Genomic DNA, 17,596 nt, shown 5'->3' on the forward strand with positions numbered 1-17,596 from the left:
GGCTGCGAGCAGCCTCACCTGATCACCCCGGGAGCGCCCAACGCCCCGGGGTGATCTGCGTCAGGAGGCCGTCGGCGACCAGACCGGCCAGGCAGCGCTCGCGCTGCTCGGCGTCCGGCCAGGCCGCCTCGACCTGCGCGACTCCCACGGAGTCGGCCTCGCGGGCCAGGGCCAGGATCCGGCCGCGGCACTGCCGGTCGGTGCCCGCCCAGGCCTGCCCGCGCCGCGGCGGCCCGTCGTACGCCGGGAAGCCGGCCGCGCGCCACCGGCAGTCGGCCGCGATGGGGCAGACGTCGCACGAGGGCTGGCGCGCGGTGCACACGAGCGCGCCGAGCTCCATCGTCGCCACCGCCCACGTGGCGGCCGTCGCCTCGTCGTCGGGGAGCAGGGCCGCGGCCATGTCCCGCTCGCGGCGGGTGGGCGCGGGCGCCGGCAGCTCGGTGCCGTCGACGGCGCGAGCCAGCACTCGGCGCACGTTGGTGTCGAGCACGACGTGGCGCCGACCGAAGGCGAAGCTGGCGATCGCCGCGGCGGTGTAGTCGCCCACGCCGGGCAGGGCGAGCAGGTCGTCGTAGCCGGCCGGCACCTCGCCGTCGTGGCGCTCGACGATGGCAGTCGCGGCAGCGTGCAGGCGCAGGGCGCGGCGCGGGTAGCCCAGCCGGCCCCACATCCGCACCGCCTCGCCGGCGGGCTCGGCGGCGAGCGCGGCCGGGGTCGGCCACCGCTCCAGCCACGCCGCGTGCACGGGCAGGACGCGCGCCACCGGCGTCTGCTGCAGCATGAACTCGCTGACCATCACCGACCAGGGCGTGGCGGCCGCCCCGCGCCACGGCAGCTCGCGCGCGTGGTCGTCGTACCAGTCGAGCACGGCGTCGTGCAGCGCGCTGCCGGGAACTGTCATCGTCGCGATCGTAGGTGAGCCGGTGCGCCTCCACCGCCACGGGGCCGCGACTCCCTAGCCTGTGGGCATGCCGCCGACCGTACGACCGCGTGGGCCGCTCCCGGCCCGGGTCTACTGGACCCGACGTCTCGTCGTGCTCGGCATCCCCCTGGTGCTCGTCGTCGTGCTCGCGCGCGTGCTCGGCGGCTCCTCCGACGCCCAGGACGACGCCGCGGGGCAGGCGACCCGGGCCAGCGCGACCGCGTCGACCACGCCCGCCCCGACCGCCGGCCCGACCGTGGCGGTCGGCCCCGGCACGAAGGGACGCAAGGGCAAGAAGGGCAAGAAGGGCGGCAAGGGCACGGACGGCGCCACGACGACCGAGGAGGTCGCGCCCACGGAGCCGGTCCTGGCCGAGCCCACCGGTCCGTGCACCGAGTCCGACATCGTCGCCACCCCGGCCATCACCTCGGCCGCCGGCGGCTCGGACATCCCGATCACCCTCAACCTGCGCACCGTCGTGGCCGAGGCCTGCACGTGGCAGGCCTCGCCGGAGACGGTGGTGGTCACCATCACCTCGGGCAGCGACTACATCTGGAGCAGCCGCGAGTGCCCCGTGTCGATCCCTCCGCAGGACGTGGTGGTCCGCCAGGCCGTCGACGCCCCGGTCGTGGTCACGTGGTCGGCGCGGCGCTCCGACGAGGGGTGCACCAAGTTCACCGACTGGGCCGTCCCCGGCTTCTACCACGTGCAGGCCGCCGCGCTCGGCGGTGACGCCACCGACGTCCAGTTCGAGCTCACCGCCCCCCAGCCCGGCGTGATCACCAAGACCGCCGAGCCGGAGAAGCAGGGAGGCAAGGGCAAGAAGAACGGCGACACCTCCCACACCCCCGGCGAGGACGGCGCGGGCAACTCCGCCGGCTGACCGGGTTTGGGGCGGCCGTCCGGCTCTCGTCACTCGTCTCGCATTTGTCGGAGTCCCCGCTCGAGCGGGGACTCCGACACTTGGAGGGGGTTGCAAAGGCCTCCAGGTGTCGGACTGGGCCTACAAGTCGGGCGCGGGGAGTACGCCGGGCCGGCGCGACTCAGAGGTAGCGCTCCGCTCGACTCGTCAGGACGCGCCGGCTCGGCACGCGGTACGCGCCAGGACGCGCCGACTCGACCTCCTCCGCGCGCCAGGACGCGCCGACTCGGCACGCGGTACGCGTCAGGACGCGCCGACTCGGCCCCGGTACGCCGGGTGGGCGGGGTCAGATGTAGCGCTCGGTGATGCTCGACTCGGCGAGGCGGGAGAGGCCCTCGCGCACGCTGCGGGCGCGCAGCTCGCCTACGCCCTCGACCGCCTGGAGGTCCTCGATGCCGGCGGAGAGCAGCTGCTGGAGACCGCCGAAGTGGTCGACGAGGCGGTCGACCACGGCCGAGGGGAGGCGCGGCACCTTGGCGAGGAGGCGGTAGCCGCGGGGGGCGACGGCGGCGTCGAGGTGCTCGGCGCCGCTGAGGCCGATCGCGCGCGCCACGGCCGCCGGGTCGACCAGCTCGGTGGGGGACAGGGCGGCGAGCTCGGCGACGTGGGAGGTGGGGCTGGCGGGGCGGCGCCGGCCGCCGGGGAGGTAGTCGCGCACGACCAGCTCGCGCTCGGCGTCGACGCCGGTCACCAGCTCCTCGAGCTGCAGCGAGAGCAGGCGGCCGTCGGTGCCGAGCTCGAGCACGTAGTCCTCGATCTCGCTCGCGATCCGGATGACCATCTCGAGGCGCTGGGCGACCACGGCCACGTCGCGCACCGTCACCAGGTCCTCGATCTCGAGCGCCGACAGCGTCGCGGAGACCTCGTCGAGGCGCAGCTTGTAGCGCTCGAGCGTGGCGAGCGCCTGGTTGGCGCGGGAGAGGATCTTGCCGGAGTCCTCCAGCACGTGGCGGATGTCGCCGACGTAGGCGGCGATGATCTGCATCGACTGCGACACCGAGATGACCGGGTGGCCGGTCTGCTTGGCGACGCGCTCGGCGGTGCGGTGGCGGGTGCCGGTCTCCTCGGACGGGATGGTGTGGTCGGGCATCAGGTGGACCGCGGCCCGGTGGACCTTGGTGATGTCCTTGTCGAGGATGATCGCGCCGTCCATCTTGGCGAGCTCGCGCAGGCCGGTGGCGGTGAAGGGCACGTCGAGGGTGAAGCCGCCGGTGGAGATGGAGTCGACCGTCTTGTCCTGGCCGAGCACGATCAGGGCGCCGGTGCGGCCGCGGAGGATCCGCTCGAGCCCGTCGCGCAACGGGGTGCCCGGTGCGATCGATGCCAGGGTCGCGCGCAGCCTCAGCTGCTCGTCCATGCGCTCTGCCACCGGTGCCTCCGTGCTCTCTCTCGGACGCCCCCGTGCGCCGTGGGGTGAAGTCTAGGGGTGGGCGGCGGCGAACCACCGATCGTTGCCGGGCGGGCTGGCCTCAGAGCGGCGGCGTGAGGTCGAGGGTGAGCAGCGCCCCGACCACGTCGTCGACCTCGACCACCTGCAGGCCGTCGACCGTCCGGCGCGAGGGGATGCCCCGCTCGCTGGGCAGCGCCCGCCCGCGCGGCACGACCGCGACCCGGAAGCCCAGGCGCGCGGCCTCGGCGACGCGCTGCGGCAGGTCGCGCACCCGGCGCAGCTCGCCGGCGAGGCCGATCTCGCCGATCGCGACGGCGCCGCGGGGCGGCGGCACGCCGAGGTGCGAGCTGGCCACGGCGACGGCCAGGGCGAGGTCGGCGGCGGGGTCGTGGAGCCTGGCCCCGCCGACGGTGGCCACGAACGTGTCGCTGCCGGCGATGCGCAGCCCCGCGTGGCGCTGGAGGACGGCGAGCACCATGTCGACCCGCGAGGACTCCACACCCGACACGGTGCGCCGCGGGCGCTCCAGCGGGGACGGGGTGAGCAGCGCCTGCACCTCAGCGAGGAGCGGGCGGCGACCCTCCATCGTCACCGCCACGCAGGTGCCGGAGACGTCCTGGGTGTGGTGCTCGACGAACAGGCCGGTCGGGTCGGTGACGGCCGAGATGCCCTCGGAGGACAGGTCGAAGCAGCCCACCTCGTCGACGGGGCCGTAGCGGTTCTTCATGGCGCGGAGCATGCGGAAGCGGGAGTTGCGCTCGCCCTCGAAGTGGAGCACCACGTCGACGAGGTGCTCGAGCACCCGGGGCCCGGCGATCGAGCCGTCCTTGGTGACGTGGCCGACGAGCACCGTGGTGATGTTGCGGGTCTTGGCCACCCGGATCAGCGCGGCCGCGACCTCCTTGACCTGGGTCACCCCGCCGGGCACGCCGTCGATGCCCGAGGCGCCGATGGTCTGGACGGAGTCGACGACGATCAGCGTGGGGCGGACCTCCTCGATGTGGGTCAGCACCGCCCCGAGGTCGGTCTCGGCCGCGAGGAACAGCTCGTCGTGCACGCCGCCGGTGCGGTCGGCGCGCAGGCGCACCTGCGCGGCCGACTCCTCGCCCGTGACGTAGAGGGTGCGCTGGCGGGTGCGGGCGGTCTGCGCTGCGACCTCGAGCAGGAGCGTGCTCTTGCCGACGCCGGGCTCACCGGCGAGCAGGATCGCCGCACCCGGCACGAGACCGCCGCCGAGCACGCGGTCGAGCTCGGGGACGCCGCTCGCGCGGGCGACGGACTCGGTGACCGGCACCTGGCCGATCGGCACCGCCGGCGTCGACACCGGCCCGGCGCTGGCGCGCATCGTGGGCGCCCCGGCCTCCGCGACCGATCCCCACGCCTGGCACTCGCCGCACCGGCCGACCCACTTGGCCGTCTCCCACCCGCACTCGGAGCAGCGGTAGGAGGAGCGCACCCGTGCGGTCTTGGTCGACATGCGCCCCACGCTAGGCGAGCCCACCGACACCGGGGGCACGCCGCGCGAGAGGTGCCCCGGTGGGCCGTCCGGGCGGGGCTTATGCTCACCTGCAATTGGATCGATCTAGGGCGATCGCGAGGGGCGGCATGGGGCGAGGCATCGAACACCGGACCGGGGGCACGCTGCCGGTCACGCCGCCGACCCTCGCCGACGTCGCCGAGCGGGCAGGAGTGTCGCGCCAGACGGTCTCCAACGCGGTCAACAACCCCGACCTGCTGCGTCCCGACACCCTCGAGCGGGTGCGCCAGACCATCGCCGAGCTCGGCTACTCGCCCAACCGCGCCGCGCGCAACCTCCGCACGCGTACGTCGTCGCTGATCGGGCTGCGCTTCGGCCCGGCCCAGGAGGGCACCGCCAACGCGGCGATGGACCGCTTCGTGCACTCCCTCGTGGAGGCGAGCGAGGGGGTGGGCTACCACGTCCTGCTCTTCCCGGGCGACGACGAGGACCCGGTCGGCGGCTACGACAACCTGCTGCGCTCCACCGCCGTCGACGCCTTCGTGGTCACCGACACCTACCTCGGCAACCCGCAGGCCGCCTGGCTGAGCCGGCAGCGGGCTCCCTTCGTCGCGTTCGGCCGGCCCTGGGACGACGACGGGGCCCGCCACGTGTGGGTCGACGTCGACGGTGCCGCCGGCATCGCACTCGCCACCCAGCACCTCATCGACCGCGGCCACAGCCGCATCGCCTGGATCGGCTGGCGCAAGGACTCCCCGATCGGGGAGGACCGCCGCTCGGGCTGGGTCCGCACGATGCACGCCAACGGCCTGCCCACCACCGGCCTCGCCTCGCGGGTCGAGGACGTCGTGCACAGCGGAGCCGAGGCGGCCGCCGTCCTGCTCGACGAGTCGCGGCCCACCGCGTTCGTCTGCGCCTCCGACACCCTCGCGATGGGCGTGCTCCACACGCTCTGGATCCGCCAGCTCGCCCCCGGGCGCGACATCGCCGTGGTCGGCTTCGACGACTCGCAGGTGGCGCAGGTCTACCCGGTGGGGCTCACCTCGGTGCGGCAGCCGCTGGAGGACGTCGCGGTCGAGATCATCCGCACGCTGCGCGCCCTGCTGACCCACCAGCCGGTCGAGACGCGCGGCGTCCTCCTCGAGCCGACGCTGGCCATCCGCGAGTCGAGCTGACCCGGCCGGCCGCAGGGGTGCCCCTAGTAGTGGCGCCACCAGAGGTTGACGGCGTAGTCGACCTCGGTGCCGGTGTGGGAGGCGAGGGCCTCCTCGGCCGCCTCGGGCGGCAGCTCGATGCGCACGACCGCCTCGAGGTCCTCCCGCGAGGCGAACGACCAGCCCATGTCGATCGGGCGGCGCCGCCAGCCGTGCATCGACCAGAACCGCTCGACCGCCGTGGGGTCGACCTCGGGGAAGCCGCGCCGGAACCAGCCGCCGAACGTCGAGCGGGTGGGGTCGTTGTCGATCACGAACGCGGTGCCGCCGCGGCGCACGACCCGGTCGAGCTCGCGCAGGCCCGGCTCCGACCCGGGGCCGAAGAAGTAGGCCCACCGGGCGTGCACCACGTCGACGGAGGCGTCGGGGAGGGGCAGTGCCTGGGCGCCACCCTCGAGCACGGTGACGGTGCCGAGGGAGCGCGTACGCCGGCGGGCGAGGGCCAGGAGCGGCGGGTGCGGCTCGACGCCCACGACGCGCGCGGCCGTGCCGGCCCACAGGGGGAGGTGGAAGCCGGTGCCGCAGCCCACGTCGAGCACCGTGCGCCCGGCCCAGTCGCCGATCTCGCGCATCGCCGTCGCGATCCGGTCGTGCGGGTCGGCGGCGCGGTTCTCGAGCTCGTAGACCTCGGGGGTGTTCCAGATGTTGGGGGAGGGCCGAACCCTCAAATGCGCACCAGGCCCTGCGGCGTCTGGAGCTGGACGGCGACGATGCCGGGGGTGCCGTTGGGGGCGACCCACTCGACCTTGACGTCCTCCAGCGGCGCGTCGACGGTCTCGCCGAGCCACTCGCTGACCCGCTGCGGGTCGCCGGCGATCTCCAGGCAGTCGAGGGCGAAGTCACCGGTCGCGCCGTTGCTGGGGTGCAGCTCGGGGGCGGACTGCCACTGGATGAAGAAGGGCAGCTGGGGGTCGGAGATCAGGCTGTTGACGCCGATCTGCTGCCAGAGCAGCTCCGTGCCGTCGGGGCGGCGACGGTTGCCCTTGACGGCCTCGCGGCCCAGGCGGGTCTCGAACGGCGCGATGTCGGCCACGGAGACGACCCAGCCCATCCAGCCGCCGCCGAGGGCGGAGCGGGCACGGACGGCCTGGCCGAAGGGAGCCTTGTCGCTGGCGGGATGGTCGAGGACCTCGACGATCTCCATGTAGATGTCGCCGTCCAGCGGCAGGATCATGTTGCGGGTGCCGAAACGGGGGTGGATGCCACCGTCGATGAAGTCCGTGCCGAGCAGCCCCCCGATGCGCTGGGCGGTGCTGGCGAGTCCATCAGGTCCGGCGGCGAAGCTGACGTGGTCCAGGCGCATGGCCAGATTCTCATCCGGGCGCATGGTGGCCTTGACACCGGGGTCCGGGTTTCTTGACGTCAAGAGGTGCCGGACAGCTCGAGCAGCAGGTCGCGCACGTCGGTGGCCGCCACCGACCCGGTCACGGCGCCCGGGGTGCTGCACACGAGCATCGGGCCGCCGGCGGGGTCCGCGGGCAGCCGGCCGTGGGTGCCGCGCACCGGCGACGGGTCGAGCGGGACGACCTTCATGGCGTAGCGCAGCCCCGCCATCTTCCTGGCGAGGGTGAGCCCCGCCTTGAGCTTCACCGCGCGGTCGTCGGGGTCGAAGAACAGCTCGGCCGGGTCGTAGCCGGGCTTGCGGTGGATCTCCACGCCCCGGGCGAAGTCGGGGGCCCGGGCGTCGTCGAGCCAGTAGTAGTAGGTGAACCACGCCGTCTCGTCGGCCACGAGCACCAGGTCGCCGGAGCGCTCGTGGTCGAGGCCGTACGCCGCCTGCGCGGCGCGGTCGAGCACCTGGTCGACGCCGGGCAGCTCGGCGCACCTCGCGCGCACCGACTCCAGGTCGGCCGGGTCGTCGACGTAGACGTGGGCGACCTGGTGGTCGGCGACCGCGAAGGCCCGCGAGGCCCACGGGTCGAGGTACTCCATGCCGTCCTGGGTGTAGACCTCGAGCAGCCCGGCGCGGCGCAGCATCCGGTTGACGTCGACCGGCCGGTCGGCCCGCGTGATGCCGTACTCGGACAGCACCAGCGTGGTGACGCCGGCCCGCTCGGCGTCGTCGAGCAGCGGGGCCAGCGCCGCGTCGACCTCCCGCGCGGCCCGGGCCGCCTCGGGCGAGTCGGGGCCGAAGCGCTGGAGGTCGTAGTCGAGGTGCGGGACGTAGCAGAGGGTGAGGTCGCTGCGCGGCATCAGCCGACGGGTGGCGGCGATGATCCACTCGCTCGAGGCGATCGAGGCGGTCGGGCCCCAGTAGGTGAAGAGCGGGAACTCGCCGAGCTCGCCGACGAGCTCGTCGTGCAGCTCGGGCGGGCGGGTGTAGCAGTCGGGCGCCTTCTTGCCGTCGGCGTAGTAGATCGGCCGCGGGGTGACCGTCCAGTCGGTCGTGGCGCCCATGGCGTACCACCAGCACACGTTGGCGACGGTGTAGTCGGGGCGCTCGCGGCGGATCGTCTCCCACACCTTCTCGCCTTCGACGAGCTTGTTGTGCTGGCGCCACAGGAACACCTCGCCGAGCTCGCGGAAGTACCACCCGTTGCCGACCGCGCCGTGCCCCGACGGCGGGAGTCCGGTGAGGAACGTCGACTGCACCGAGCAGGTCACGGCGGGCAGGATCGGCTCCAGCGTCGCCCGCGAGCCCTCGTCGGCGATCCGCCGCAGGCGCGGCATGTGCTGGAGCAGGTCGGGGGTGAGGCCGACGAGGTCGACGACGAGCAGCTGGGGGTGGGCCACGGCGGTGTCCTGTCCTGGGTCGGTGCGGGGGCGGGTGTCAGTCGAGGGACGTCAGGCCGAGCCCGACCAGCTCGTCGCGCACCCACGCGAGCTCCGCGGCGAGGCCCGCCGCGAGCGCGTCGTCGTCGGCGGGGGCGCCGTCGGGCAGGACGGACCAGGTGTAGGTCTCGACCTCGAGGTGGTCGGTGCGGGCGGTGTCGCCGCCGAGGAGGGCGGCCAGGGACGCGCGCAGCTCGTCGCGGCTGTTGCGCAGCGGCGGGGCGGGGTCGGCGTGGACCGGCACGTGGAAGTGCACCCGCCACGGCGACCCGTCGTCGAGCGGGCGCCGCCCGCCGAGTGCGTCGGGCAGGTCGTCGCGCGCGGCGAGGCGCTGGCCGGTGCGCTGGCGCACCTGGTGGAGGAAGCGGTCCTCGGAGTACGACGTCAGCGCGTCGCGGGCACGCGGGTCGGCCGGGTCGTCGACGACCAGGGCGGCCGCCGGCTGCACCTTGACCACGTCGAGGCCCGCGGCGTCGAGCCGGGCGAGCGCGTCGGTCGCGTCCTCGAAGCCGACGGCGAGGTGGCACAGGTCGAGGCAGACGCCGATCCGCTCGCGGTCGGCGGCGTCGAGCCGGTCGACCGCCTCGGCGATCGTCTCGATCACGCAGCCGGGCTCGGGCTCGAACGCGACGCGCACCGTGCGCCCGGTGTCGGCCTCCACCTCGGCCAGCCCTTCCGCGAGCGCCTTGAGGTGCAGCTCGGCCTGGGCCTGCCGGTCGGTGAGCCACGGGGCGCGCCAGGCCAGCGGCAGCGTCGAGATGCTGCCCCGGGCGGCGTCCTCGGGCAGCAGCGCGGCGAGGACGCGCGCCACGTCGAGGGTGTAGTCGAGCCGGGCCCGCTCCGCCCAGGTCGGGTGGTAGACGCGCTTCTTGACCACCTCGTCCTGGAAGGCGGCGTAGGGGAAGGCGTTGAGGGTGACGATCTCGACGCCGTGCGCATCGATCGCGTCGCGGAGCCGGGAGACGGCGTCGAGGTCGGAGGCCAGGCGTCGCGCGGCGGCGGCCGGCAGCCACATGCCCAGGCCGACCCGGTCGGTGCCGAGGTGGCGGCGCAGCCGGTCGCCGTAGGTGCCGACCTGCGCGATGAGGCCCTCGACGTCCTCGGCGGGCAGCACGTTGGTGCCGTAGCCGAGGTGGACGACGGTGCCGTCGGGGTGGCGCAGCCTCATGTCAGTCCCGCGAGCCGCGCAGGATCGAGTTGCCCTCGAAGGTCGCCGAGGCGTCGCCGGCGCCCGTCCCGTCGGTGCCGTCCGTCGCGTCGGGGTCGATCATCAGCCGGCCGCTCTGGGCGAAGAACTCCACGGGGTTGCGCCACAGCACGCGGTCGACGTCGTCGGAGGAGAAGCCCGCCTCGAGCATCGCCGCACCGGTCTTCGCGGTCTTGAGGGGGTCGCTGCGGCCCCAGTCGGCGGCGGAGTTGACCAGCACCCGGTCGAGCCCGCGGCGCTGGAGGATCGCGACCATGCGGTGCTCGTCCATCTTGGTGTCGGGGTAGACCGAGAAGCCCATCCAGCAGCCGGCCTCGTCGACCTGGTCGACGGTGACCTCGTTGAGGTGGTCGACCACGACCATCCCGGGGGCCAGTCCCGACTCGGTGACCAGCTCCAGGGTGCGGCGGGTGCCCTGCTCCTTGTCGCGGTGCGGGGTGTGGACCATCGCCGGGAGCGCGAACTCGACCGCCAGCTCCAGCTGCCGCACGAACGCCTTCTCCTCCTCGACCGTCGTCGAGTCGAACCCGACCTCGCCGACCGCCACCACGCCGTCCTTGGCGAGGTAGCGGGGGAGCACGTCGAGCACCTCGGCGCACCGGGGGTCGTTGGCCTCCTTGGGGTTGAGCGCGATCGTGCAGTGGTGGACGATGCCGAACTGCGAGGCGCGGAACCGCTCCCAGCCCACCAGCGCGTCGAAGTAGTCGGTGAACGAGCCGACGTTGGTGCGCGGCTGGCCCAGCCAGAACGCCGGCTCGACCAGCGCGCGGACGCCCGCGGCGTGCATCGCCTCGTAGTCGTCGGTGGTGCGCGAGGTCATGTGGATGTGCGGGTCGAAGATGCGCATCAGGAGTCCTTCTGCTTCTCGGGCTGCTTCTCGGGCTGCTTCTCGGGGGAGGCGCCGCAGGCGTCGAGCACGACCTGCACGTCGGGGGGTACGTCGCGCCCGGCCGCCTCGCGCTCGCGCTGGTAGCGCTGCACCATCTCGGCCAGCTCGCGGTCGGCGCGCCGGGAGAGGCCGGTGACCGACGCGACGGGGACGCCGGTGAACAGGCACTTGAGGACGCCCTGGCGCCACGCGTCGTCGTCGAGCCGGTCGCTGTGCGGTCCCATCGCCGCGGCGACGAGACGGGTGTCGTTGGTGCGCAGCGCGTCGAGCAGCAGGTCGGTGCCGTCGACCTCGTCGGGTGCTCCGGCCAGGGCGTGGAGCACGGCGCGCTTCTCGTCGTTGTCGCCGTAGCGGTAGACCTCGCCCAGCTCGGCGAGGAGGTCCGCGGCGTCGAGCGACCGCGCCGCCTCGACCACCAGCCGGACGCGCACCGCGTCCTCCAGCAGCACGCCGTCGGCGCCCGGCAGCGGTCCACGACCGGTCGTGCGCGCCGCGGCGGGGAACGTCCGGCCGAGCCGGGACGGGTCCTCGGCGACCTCGGCGTTCATGGCCTCCCACCGGGCGCGCGCGGCGTCGTCGAGCGCGCTCCGGATGGCGTCGTGGTCGGCGAGCGGACGGATGTCGGTCACGGCGTGGGTCCTTCGCTCTCGGCGTCCGCGAGGCGCGCCAGCGAGGCGCGCAGGGCGGCGATCTGACGTGCGGCCACCGTGGGCGCCGCGTGGGAGTGGCGGGGCAGCTCGACGCTGGCCAGGCCGGCGAAGCCGGTCGCCACCAGCGCGCCGAGGACGGCGTCGAGGTCGAGCGTGCCCTGGCCCAGCTCGAGGTGCTCGTGCACGTCGCGGACCATGTCGTCGACCTGCACGTTGCCGATGAGGCTGCCGGCGACGGCGACGGACGCCTGAGGGCTGCGCGGCTCGTTGCACACCAGGTGGCCGAGGTCGAGGGTGAGCCGGAGGTGGTCGGGCTCGCCGAGCCGCCGGCGCAGCTCGAGCGCCTCGTCGACGGTGTCGACGTGCATGCCGGGCTCGGGCTCGACGCAGACGACGACCCCCAGCTCGTGGGCGAGGTCGAGGACGGGGCCGAGCCCGTCGGTGAGCCGTCGCCAGCCCTCCTCGGCTCTCGTCCCCTCGGGCAGCACGCCCGACCAGCACGACATCGCCTCGGCGCCGAGCTCGGCCGCGATCCGCACGGCGCGGGTCAGCAGCTCGATCCGCGGGCCGCGGTCGCCGTCGCTGACCAGGGTCGGCTCGTGCTTGCGCCACGGGTCGAGCACGAATCGCGAGCCGGTCTCGATGACGACGGCCAGCCCGTGGTCGGCCAGCGACTTCGCGGCGCGGGCGGTCTGGGCGCCCGCGTCGTCGGCGAACGGGTCGAGGTGCGGCTGGTCGAGGGTGAGGGCGACGCCGTCGTAGCCGAGCCCCGCGATCACCTCGCAGGCGTCGGGGAAGCGGTGGCCGGAGAAGCCGTTGCTGCCGTAGCCCAGGCGCAGGGGGCTCCGTCCCGCCGCGCTCACGTCGGGCTCCAGCGGCGCGAGAGCGCCCGGTAGGCAGGTCCGGCGCCGACGACCGTGGCGGCGGCCGGGAGCCGGCCGCGGCGCGCCAGCCACGCGCCCTGCAGCAGGGAGAACCCCCCGATGCCGGTGCGGGTGGCGGCCCGCGCGGCCTCGGCCGTGGGCCGCCGCACCGCGCGGGCCTGGGCGCGGCCGACGACGACGGCGTAGGCCGCCGACAGGCCGACCCCGGTGAGCCGGGCGAGGCGACCCGTGCGCGCCTCGTAGAACGCGGCATGGGCCGTCGCGGCGGCCACCACCAGCGTGGCGGCGGTCGCCGCGGCCGCGACCTCCGGACGGGTGCCGTGCACCTCGCCACGGCTGAGCCAGGTGAGGCCGGCGGTGTGGGCGGTCATCGCGAGGGCGGGCTGCCACGCTGCGGCGGGCGAGGCGTGGGCGCCGAGCAGGACGTCGAGCCCCCGTGTCGAGGCCATCGCCAGCGGCCCGAGCGGCGTGTCCTTGGCGGCCGCGTCGTAGCCGACCACCATCAGCGCGAGCGGGGCCGCCACCGCGACGGCCGAACGTCCGCCGAGCAGCGCGGCGACACCGAGGCCGGCTGCGCCGAGGCCGGCGGCGACGGCGAGGGCGGTCCCGGCGCCGACCCGACCGGACGGGATCGGGCGCTCGGGGCGCTCCTCGGCGTCGACGCCGCGGTCGCACCAGTCGTTGAGGGCCATGCCCGACCAGTAGAGGCACGTCGAGGCGAGTGGCATCGCCCACCCGCGTCCCGCGACCCCGGCATGCGCGGCACCGGCCCACGCGTCCCCCGGGATCGAGAGCGCGGCGGGGGCACGGGTCAGCTCGACGAGGTCGGCGAGCCTCACGTCGCCACCCGGTCGGCGCACGCCGTCGACCAGGAGAGCAGGGCCTCCCACTGCTGGGCGAGGCGGTGCTCCTGCGAGCCCAGCGGCTGCTTGAAGAAGAACCCGAGCGCGGACAGCGGCCCGCTCTCACCCACCGCGACGGCGCGGCCGGTCAGCCGGGCGAGGTCGAGCACGAGCGGCGCGGCCAGCGCCGAGTCGCAGCCCTCCCAGGTGAACTGCATCGTCATCCGGGTGCCGAGGAAGCCGTCGAAGCGGACGTGGTCCCACGCGGTCTTCCAGTCGCCGAGGTCCTCGACGTAGTCGATGTGCATGGGGCCGGGCACCGGGTGGCCGAGCATCGACTCCAGGCCCGAGCGCTTGGTGCTGGTCTTGCTCTCGCGGGCGGCGGGGTCGGAGAGCGTGGAGCCGTCGCCGCCGCCGAGCAGGTTGACCGAGGTCCACGACCGCACGGCCAGCGAGCGGGTGGAGAACATCGGCGCGAGGGCCGACTTCACCAGCGTCTCGCCGGTCTTGCCGTCGCTGCCGGCGTAGGCCACGCCGCGCTCGTCGGCGAGCTCGCGCAGCGCCGGCACGTCGATGCCCGGGCTCGGCGTGAAGGCGACGTAGGCCGCTCCGGCGAGCACGGCGGCACAGGCGTAGACCGAGCTCGTCGACAGCGGTGCGCGCCCCTGCGCCCAGGCGTCCTGCAGGCCGGCCCAGTCGGCGGCGTCGGGTCCGGCGTCGTGGGGCGCCTCGGTGCTGGAGACGTCGACGACCACGACGTGGTCGAGGCCGGCGCCGAAGTCGCGGATGTCGGCCGCGAGGCGCTCGACGTCGGCGCGCTGGTCGCCGGAGTGGCCGCGGACGCCGGCTCGCAGCCGCGCCTCGGCGTGCTCGAGCTCCGAGGTGACCTGGCGGGCGAGGACGCCGGGCACGACGCCGCCGGCCACGAGGCGCTCGGCCTGCTTGACCAGCGGGAGCGTGTCGACGTCGTGGCCGCCGACGACGATGTCGGCGTAGGCCGCCAGGCCCCGCGCGTCGAGGTCGGGGTGGGAGCACACGCAGCCGGTCTCGTCGGTCAGGTGGGCGGCGAGCGCGCTGAGGCCGATGGTCGCGGTCGTGGCCAGTGAGCCACGCGCGCCGATGAACCAGATCCCGAGGGTGCCGGCGGGGCCGGATCCCTCGGACGGGGGAGGAGGGGAAGGGACCACCCGACGAAGGTAATGCACGTCACACCCGCGTCACAGGGGGTGTCCGGGACTTTTGCGTGCCGCCGCTCAGAAGTGGCGCGGTGACGCGGGGTGCAGCGCGAGCGCCGAGCGCGAGACCACGTGCGCGTCGCAGTGGCGCACCAGCTCGGCGTACGCCTCGGCACCCATCAGCTCGACGAGCTCGGGCTCGTGGGTGAGGTAGACCGGCTCGGGCGCGACGTGGGCCTCGGTGTTGCCCGAGCAGTACCAGTCGAGGTCGTGGCCGCCGGGTCCCCAGCCGCGGCGGTCGTACTCGCCGATGGAGACCTCGGTGTAGCTCGTGCCGTCCTGCCGCTCGACCTCGCGAAACTGGCGCCGGATCGGCAGCTGCCAGCACACGTCGGGCTTGGTCTCGAGCGGGTTGCGCCCCTGGCGCAGCGCGAGGCCGTGGAGGGCGCAACCGGCGCCGACGTGCCCGCTCGCGTTGCTGAAGTCGGTGCGGTTGTGGAAGACGCACGCCTGCTGCCCGTCGACCTCGACCACGCGCGTCTTGCGCTCGCCGTCGTCGTCGGTGTCGACCCAGTCGGACGTGCGGACCGCCCGCCCGGGGTGCAGCTGCCAGTCGTCGGGGCCGAGCTCGGCGACGAAGGCCTTGACCCGACGCTCGTCGTCGCGGTCGGCGAAGTGGGCGCCCAGGGTGCAGCAGCCGACGTCGGGGGCGTCGGCGTAGATGCCCTGGCAGCCGTTGCCGAAGATGCAGGTGTAGGCGGAGGTCAGCCACGTGAGGTCGCAGCGGAAGACCTGGGCGTCGTCGGCCGGGTCGGCGAACTCGACGTACGCGCGAGGGAAGACGAGGTCGACTTCGGGCACGTGGCAAGCCTAGTAGCGTTGCGGGTATGCGCCTGGGCGTCCTCGACATCGGCTCCAACACCGGCCACCTGCTGGTGGTCGACGCGCACGGCGGGGCGGCGCCGCTCCCGGCGTCCTCCCACAAGCAGCCGCTGCGCCTGGCCGAGCACCTCGACGAGGAGGGCGCGGTCACTGCCGAGGGCATCGACGCCCTCACCGACTTCTGCGCCTCGGCGACGCGGATCGCCGAGGACAAGGGGTGCGAGGAGATGCTCGCCTTCGCGACCTCCGCGGTGCGCGACTCGGTCAACGCCGACGAGGTGCTCGCCCACGTCGAGGAGCACAGCGGGGTCCGGCTCGGCGTGCTGTCCGGCGAGGACGAGGCGCGGTTGACGTTCCTGGCCGTACGCCGCTGGTTCGGCTGGTCGGCCGGCCGGCTCGCCGTCTTCGACATCGGCGGCGGCTCGCTGGAGATCGCCGGCGGGTCGGACGAGGCGCCCGACGTCGCCTGGTCCCTCCCGCTCGGTGCCGCCCGGGTGGCACGGGCGTGGTTCGGCGGCGGCCGGCCCTCCGACGAGGAGGTGCGCGAGCTGCGCAAGCAGGTGCGGGCCGAGATCGCCCGCGACGCCGGGCACCTCCTGCGCGGGGGCTCGCCCGACCGGGCTGCGGCCACCTCGAAGACGTTCCGCTCGCTCGCGCGCATCTGCGGCGCCGCGCCGAGCGGCGACGGGCAGCTCGTGCCGCGCTCGATCGAGCTGCAGGCGCTGTCGAGCTGGATCCCCAAGCTCGTCGACATGTCGCCCGCCGAGCTCGCCGACCTGCCGGGCGTCTCGCCGAGCCGCACCCACCAGATCGTGCCGGGCGCGATCGTCGCCGAGGCGTGCATGGACATCTTCGACCTGACCGCGCTCGAGGTCTGCCCCTGGGCGCTGCGCGAGGGCGTGATCCTGGAGCGGCTCGACCAGATCTCCATCGTCACGAGGCCGCGCTGACGATGGCTCCCCTCATCGGACTCTCGACCGCCTCGGTCTACCCCGAGTCGACCGCGCACGCCTTCGGATGGGCCGCGCGGCTGGGCTACGACGCGGTCGAGGTGATGGTCGGCATCGACACCCTCAGCCAGGAGGTCGACGCGGTCAGGAAGCTCAGCGAGCACCACGAGGTCCCCATCTGCGCCGTCCACGCGCCGTGCCTGCTCTTCACGCAGCGGGTCTGGGGCACCGACCCGTGGGTCAAGCTCGAGAGGTCCGCCGAGATGGCCGAGGCGGTCGGCGCCGACGTCGTGGTGGTGCACCCGCCGTTCCGGTGGCAGAAGGACTACGCCGCCGGCTTCGTCGAGGGCATCGCCTCCCTCGAGGCACGCACGGGCATCGCCTTCGCGGTCGAGAACATGTATCCGTGGCGGGCGTCCTCGCGCCGCGGCATGGAGATGTACCTCCCCGGTTGGGACCCCAGCGCCGAGGACTACGCCCACACCACCATCGACCTCTCCCACGCCGCCATCGCCCGCAGTGACGTGGTCGCGATGGCCGACCGGATGGGTGCCAGCCTGCGCCACGTCCACCTCACCGACGGCACGGGCTCGGGCAGGGACGAGCACCTCGTGCCGGGCCGCGGCGTGATGGGCGCCGAGGGGTTCCTGCGCCACCTCGCCGGCACGGGCTTCGCCGGCCACGTCGTGCTGGAGATCAACACCCGGCGCGCCGCCGACCGCGCCGAGCGCGAGGCCGACCTGGTCGAGTCACTGGAGTTCGCCCGCGCGCACCTGGCCGTGGCGACGCCGTGAGCGCGCCGGCCGCCTCCCGCTCCGCCCGGGGCCGGCGCCCCGGCGCTCCCGACACCCGCGCCGAGGTGCTCTCCGCCGCGCGGGCGTCGTTCGCCGAGAAGGGCTTCCGCGGCACGACGATCCGCGCCGTCGCCGCCGCGGCGGGTGTCGACCCGGCGCTGGTGCACCACTACTTCGGCAGCAAGGACGACCTCTTCGTCGCCGCCCTCGAGATCCCGGTCGACCCGCGCGAGGTGCTCGCGCCGGTGGTCGCCGCCGGCCCGGACGGCGCCGGCGAGCGGCTGCTGCGGGCGTTCCTCGGCGTCTGGGACGACCCGGAGGTCCAGCCGGGGCTGCTCGCGATGGTGCGGTCGCTGGTGGCCGACGACACCGGCGGCCTGGTGCGCGACGCGTTCATCCCCGTCGTGGTCGGGCCGGTGCTCGCCGGGCTCGTGCCCGACCGCCCCGAGGTGCGGGTGCCGCTCGTGGCCAGCCAGGTGGTGGGCCTGATCGTCGCGCGCTACCTGCTCGCCGTCCCGGCGATGGCCCAGATGCCGGCGGACGACGTCGTGGCGCGCGTCGGCCCCGTCCTCCAGCACTACCTCACCGGCGACCTTCCCTAGCCGCGCCCGCGCCCGGTCGAGGGG

General features: G+C 74.6%; 18 protein-coding genes. 5 read left to right on the forward strand and 13 right to left on the reverse strand.

The window, feature by feature from the left end; translation table 11 throughout:
• Nucleotides 1-22: 22 nt before the first annotated feature.
• Complete coding sequence (locus tag AC54T2_RS06885; RefSeq protein WP_496665840.1) at nucleotides 23-901, reverse strand: HhH-GPD family protein; 879 nt, start codon at nucleotides 899-901, stop codon at nucleotides 23-25.
• Nucleotides 902-968: 67 nt separating this feature from the next.
• On the opposite strand from AC54T2_RS06885, the gene AC54T2_RS06890 reads away from it, so the two are divergent.
• Nucleotides 969-1,805: a hypothetical protein gene (locus tag AC54T2_RS06890; RefSeq protein WP_186340112.1), complete on the forward strand. Its 837-nt coding sequence runs from the start codon at nucleotides 969-971 to the stop codon at nucleotides 1,803-1,805.
• Nucleotides 1,806-2,130: 325 nt separating this feature from the next.
• Here the strand turns inward: AC54T2_RS06890 and disA are convergent, their stop codons facing one another.
• Both disA and radA read right to left on the reverse strand, forming a co-directional pair.
• On the reverse strand, nucleotides 2,131-3,201 hold the full coding sequence (gene disA / locus AC54T2_RS06895; protein WP_186340415.1) for a DNA integrity scanning diadenylate cyclase DisA: 1,071 nt from the start codon (nucleotides 3,199-3,201) through the stop codon (nucleotides 2,131-2,133).
• Nucleotides 3,202-3,313: 112 nt separating this feature from the next.
• Entirely contained in the window at nucleotides 3,314-4,711 is a 1,398-nt protein-coding gene (radA, locus tag AC54T2_RS06900) for a DNA repair protein RadA (RefSeq protein WP_186340113.1), read from the reverse strand.
• A gap of 128 nt (nucleotides 4,712-4,839) precedes the next feature.
• On the opposite strand from radA, the gene AC54T2_RS06905 reads away from it, so the two are divergent.
• A complete protein-coding gene (locus tag AC54T2_RS06905) occupies nucleotides 4,840-5,886 on the forward strand; it encodes a LacI family DNA-binding transcriptional regulator (RefSeq protein WP_496665841.1) in 1,047 nt (348 codons plus the stop codon).
• Between the two features lie 23 nt (nucleotides 5,887-5,909).
• Here the strand turns inward: AC54T2_RS06905 and AC54T2_RS06910 are convergent, their stop codons facing one another.
• The 10 genes from AC54T2_RS06910 to AC54T2_RS06955 form a co-directional block, all read right to left on the reverse strand.
• Complete coding sequence (locus AC54T2_RS06910; RefSeq protein WP_241005306.1) at nucleotides 5,910-6,593, reverse strand: class I SAM-dependent methyltransferase; 684 nt, start codon at nucleotides 6,591-6,593, stop codon at nucleotides 5,910-5,912.
• Entirely contained in the window at nucleotides 6,590-7,228 is a 639-nt protein-coding gene (locus AC54T2_RS06915) for a VOC family protein (RefSeq protein ID WP_186340115.1), read from the reverse strand. The genes AC54T2_RS06910 and AC54T2_RS06915 overlap by 4 nt, the downstream gene beginning before the upstream one ends.
• A gap of 59 nt (nucleotides 7,229-7,287) precedes the next feature.
• Entirely contained in the window at nucleotides 7,288-8,658 is a 1,371-nt protein-coding gene (locus AC54T2_RS06920) for an alkaline phosphatase family protein (protein WP_186340116.1), read from the reverse strand.
• A gap of 37 nt (nucleotides 8,659-8,695) precedes the next feature.
• Entirely contained in the window at nucleotides 8,696-9,865 is a 1,170-nt protein-coding gene (eboE, locus tag AC54T2_RS06925; protein ID WP_496665842.1) for a metabolite traffic protein EboE, read from the reverse strand.
• 1 nt (nucleotide 9,866) lies between these two features.
• Nucleotides 9,867-10,751 carry a TatD family hydrolase gene (locus tag AC54T2_RS06930; RefSeq protein WP_496665843.1) on the reverse strand — a complete coding sequence of 295 codons (885 nt, stop codon included), beginning with the start codon at nucleotides 10,749-10,751 and terminating at the stop codon, nucleotides 9,867-9,869.
• The gene (locus tag AC54T2_RS06935) at nucleotides 10,751-11,422 is read right to left on the reverse strand and encodes an EboA domain-containing protein (protein WP_489975680.1); all 672 of its coding nucleotides are present in this window, start codon (nucleotides 11,420-11,422) and stop codon (nucleotides 10,751-10,753) included. Before AC54T2_RS06935 ends, AC54T2_RS06930 begins: the two co-directional genes overlap by 1 nt.
• The gene (locus AC54T2_RS06940; protein ID WP_241005307.1) at nucleotides 11,419-12,306 is read right to left on the reverse strand and encodes a sugar phosphate isomerase/epimerase family protein; all 888 of its coding nucleotides are present in this window, start codon (nucleotides 12,304-12,306) and stop codon (nucleotides 11,419-11,421) included. Before AC54T2_RS06940 ends, AC54T2_RS06935 begins: the two co-directional genes overlap by 4 nt.
• The gene (locus tag AC54T2_RS06945) at nucleotides 12,303-13,166 is read right to left on the reverse strand and encodes an SCO3242 family prenyltransferase (RefSeq protein ID WP_496665844.1); all 864 of its coding nucleotides are present in this window, start codon (nucleotides 13,164-13,166) and stop codon (nucleotides 12,303-12,305) included. The genes AC54T2_RS06940 and AC54T2_RS06945 overlap by 4 nt, the downstream gene beginning before the upstream one ends.
• Nucleotides 13,163-14,356 carry an inositol-3-phosphate synthase gene (locus AC54T2_RS06950; RefSeq protein WP_186340121.1) on the reverse strand — a complete coding sequence of 398 codons (1,194 nt, stop codon included), beginning with the start codon at nucleotides 14,354-14,356 and terminating at the stop codon, nucleotides 13,163-13,165. Before AC54T2_RS06950 ends, AC54T2_RS06945 begins: the two co-directional genes overlap by 4 nt.
• A 66-nt stretch (nucleotides 14,357-14,422) precedes the next feature.
• Nucleotides 14,423-15,205 (reverse strand): DUF3109 family protein, encoded by a 783-nt coding sequence (locus AC54T2_RS06955; protein WP_186340122.1) that lies wholly within the window; start codon nucleotides 15,203-15,205, stop codon nucleotides 14,423-14,425.
• Nucleotides 15,206-15,231: 26 nt separating this feature from the next.
• On the opposite strand from AC54T2_RS06955, the gene AC54T2_RS06960 reads away from it, so the two are divergent.
• Genes AC54T2_RS06960 through AC54T2_RS06970 form a run of 3 tightly spaced genes read left to right on the forward strand, consistent with a single transcriptional unit; the run spans nucleotide 15,232 to nucleotide 17,572 of the window.
• A complete protein-coding gene (locus AC54T2_RS06960; RefSeq protein WP_186340123.1) occupies nucleotides 15,232-16,176 on the forward strand; it encodes a Ppx/GppA family phosphatase in 945 nt (314 codons plus the stop codon).
• A 2-nt stretch (nucleotides 16,177-16,178) separates the two neighbouring features.
• On the forward strand, nucleotides 16,179-16,970 hold the full coding sequence (locus tag AC54T2_RS06965; RefSeq protein WP_489975684.1) for a TIM barrel protein: 792 nt from the start codon (nucleotides 16,179-16,181) through the stop codon (nucleotides 16,968-16,970).
• Nucleotides 16,967-17,572, forward strand: coding sequence for a TetR/AcrR family transcriptional regulator (locus tag AC54T2_RS06970; protein ID WP_277395312.1), 606 nt, complete (start codon nucleotides 16,967-16,969; stop codon nucleotides 17,570-17,572). The genes AC54T2_RS06965 and AC54T2_RS06970 overlap by 4 nt, the downstream gene beginning before the upstream one ends.
• Nucleotides 17,573-17,596 lie beyond the last annotated feature (24 nt).

The organism is Nocardioides sp. Z35_8, assembly GCF_059621125.1.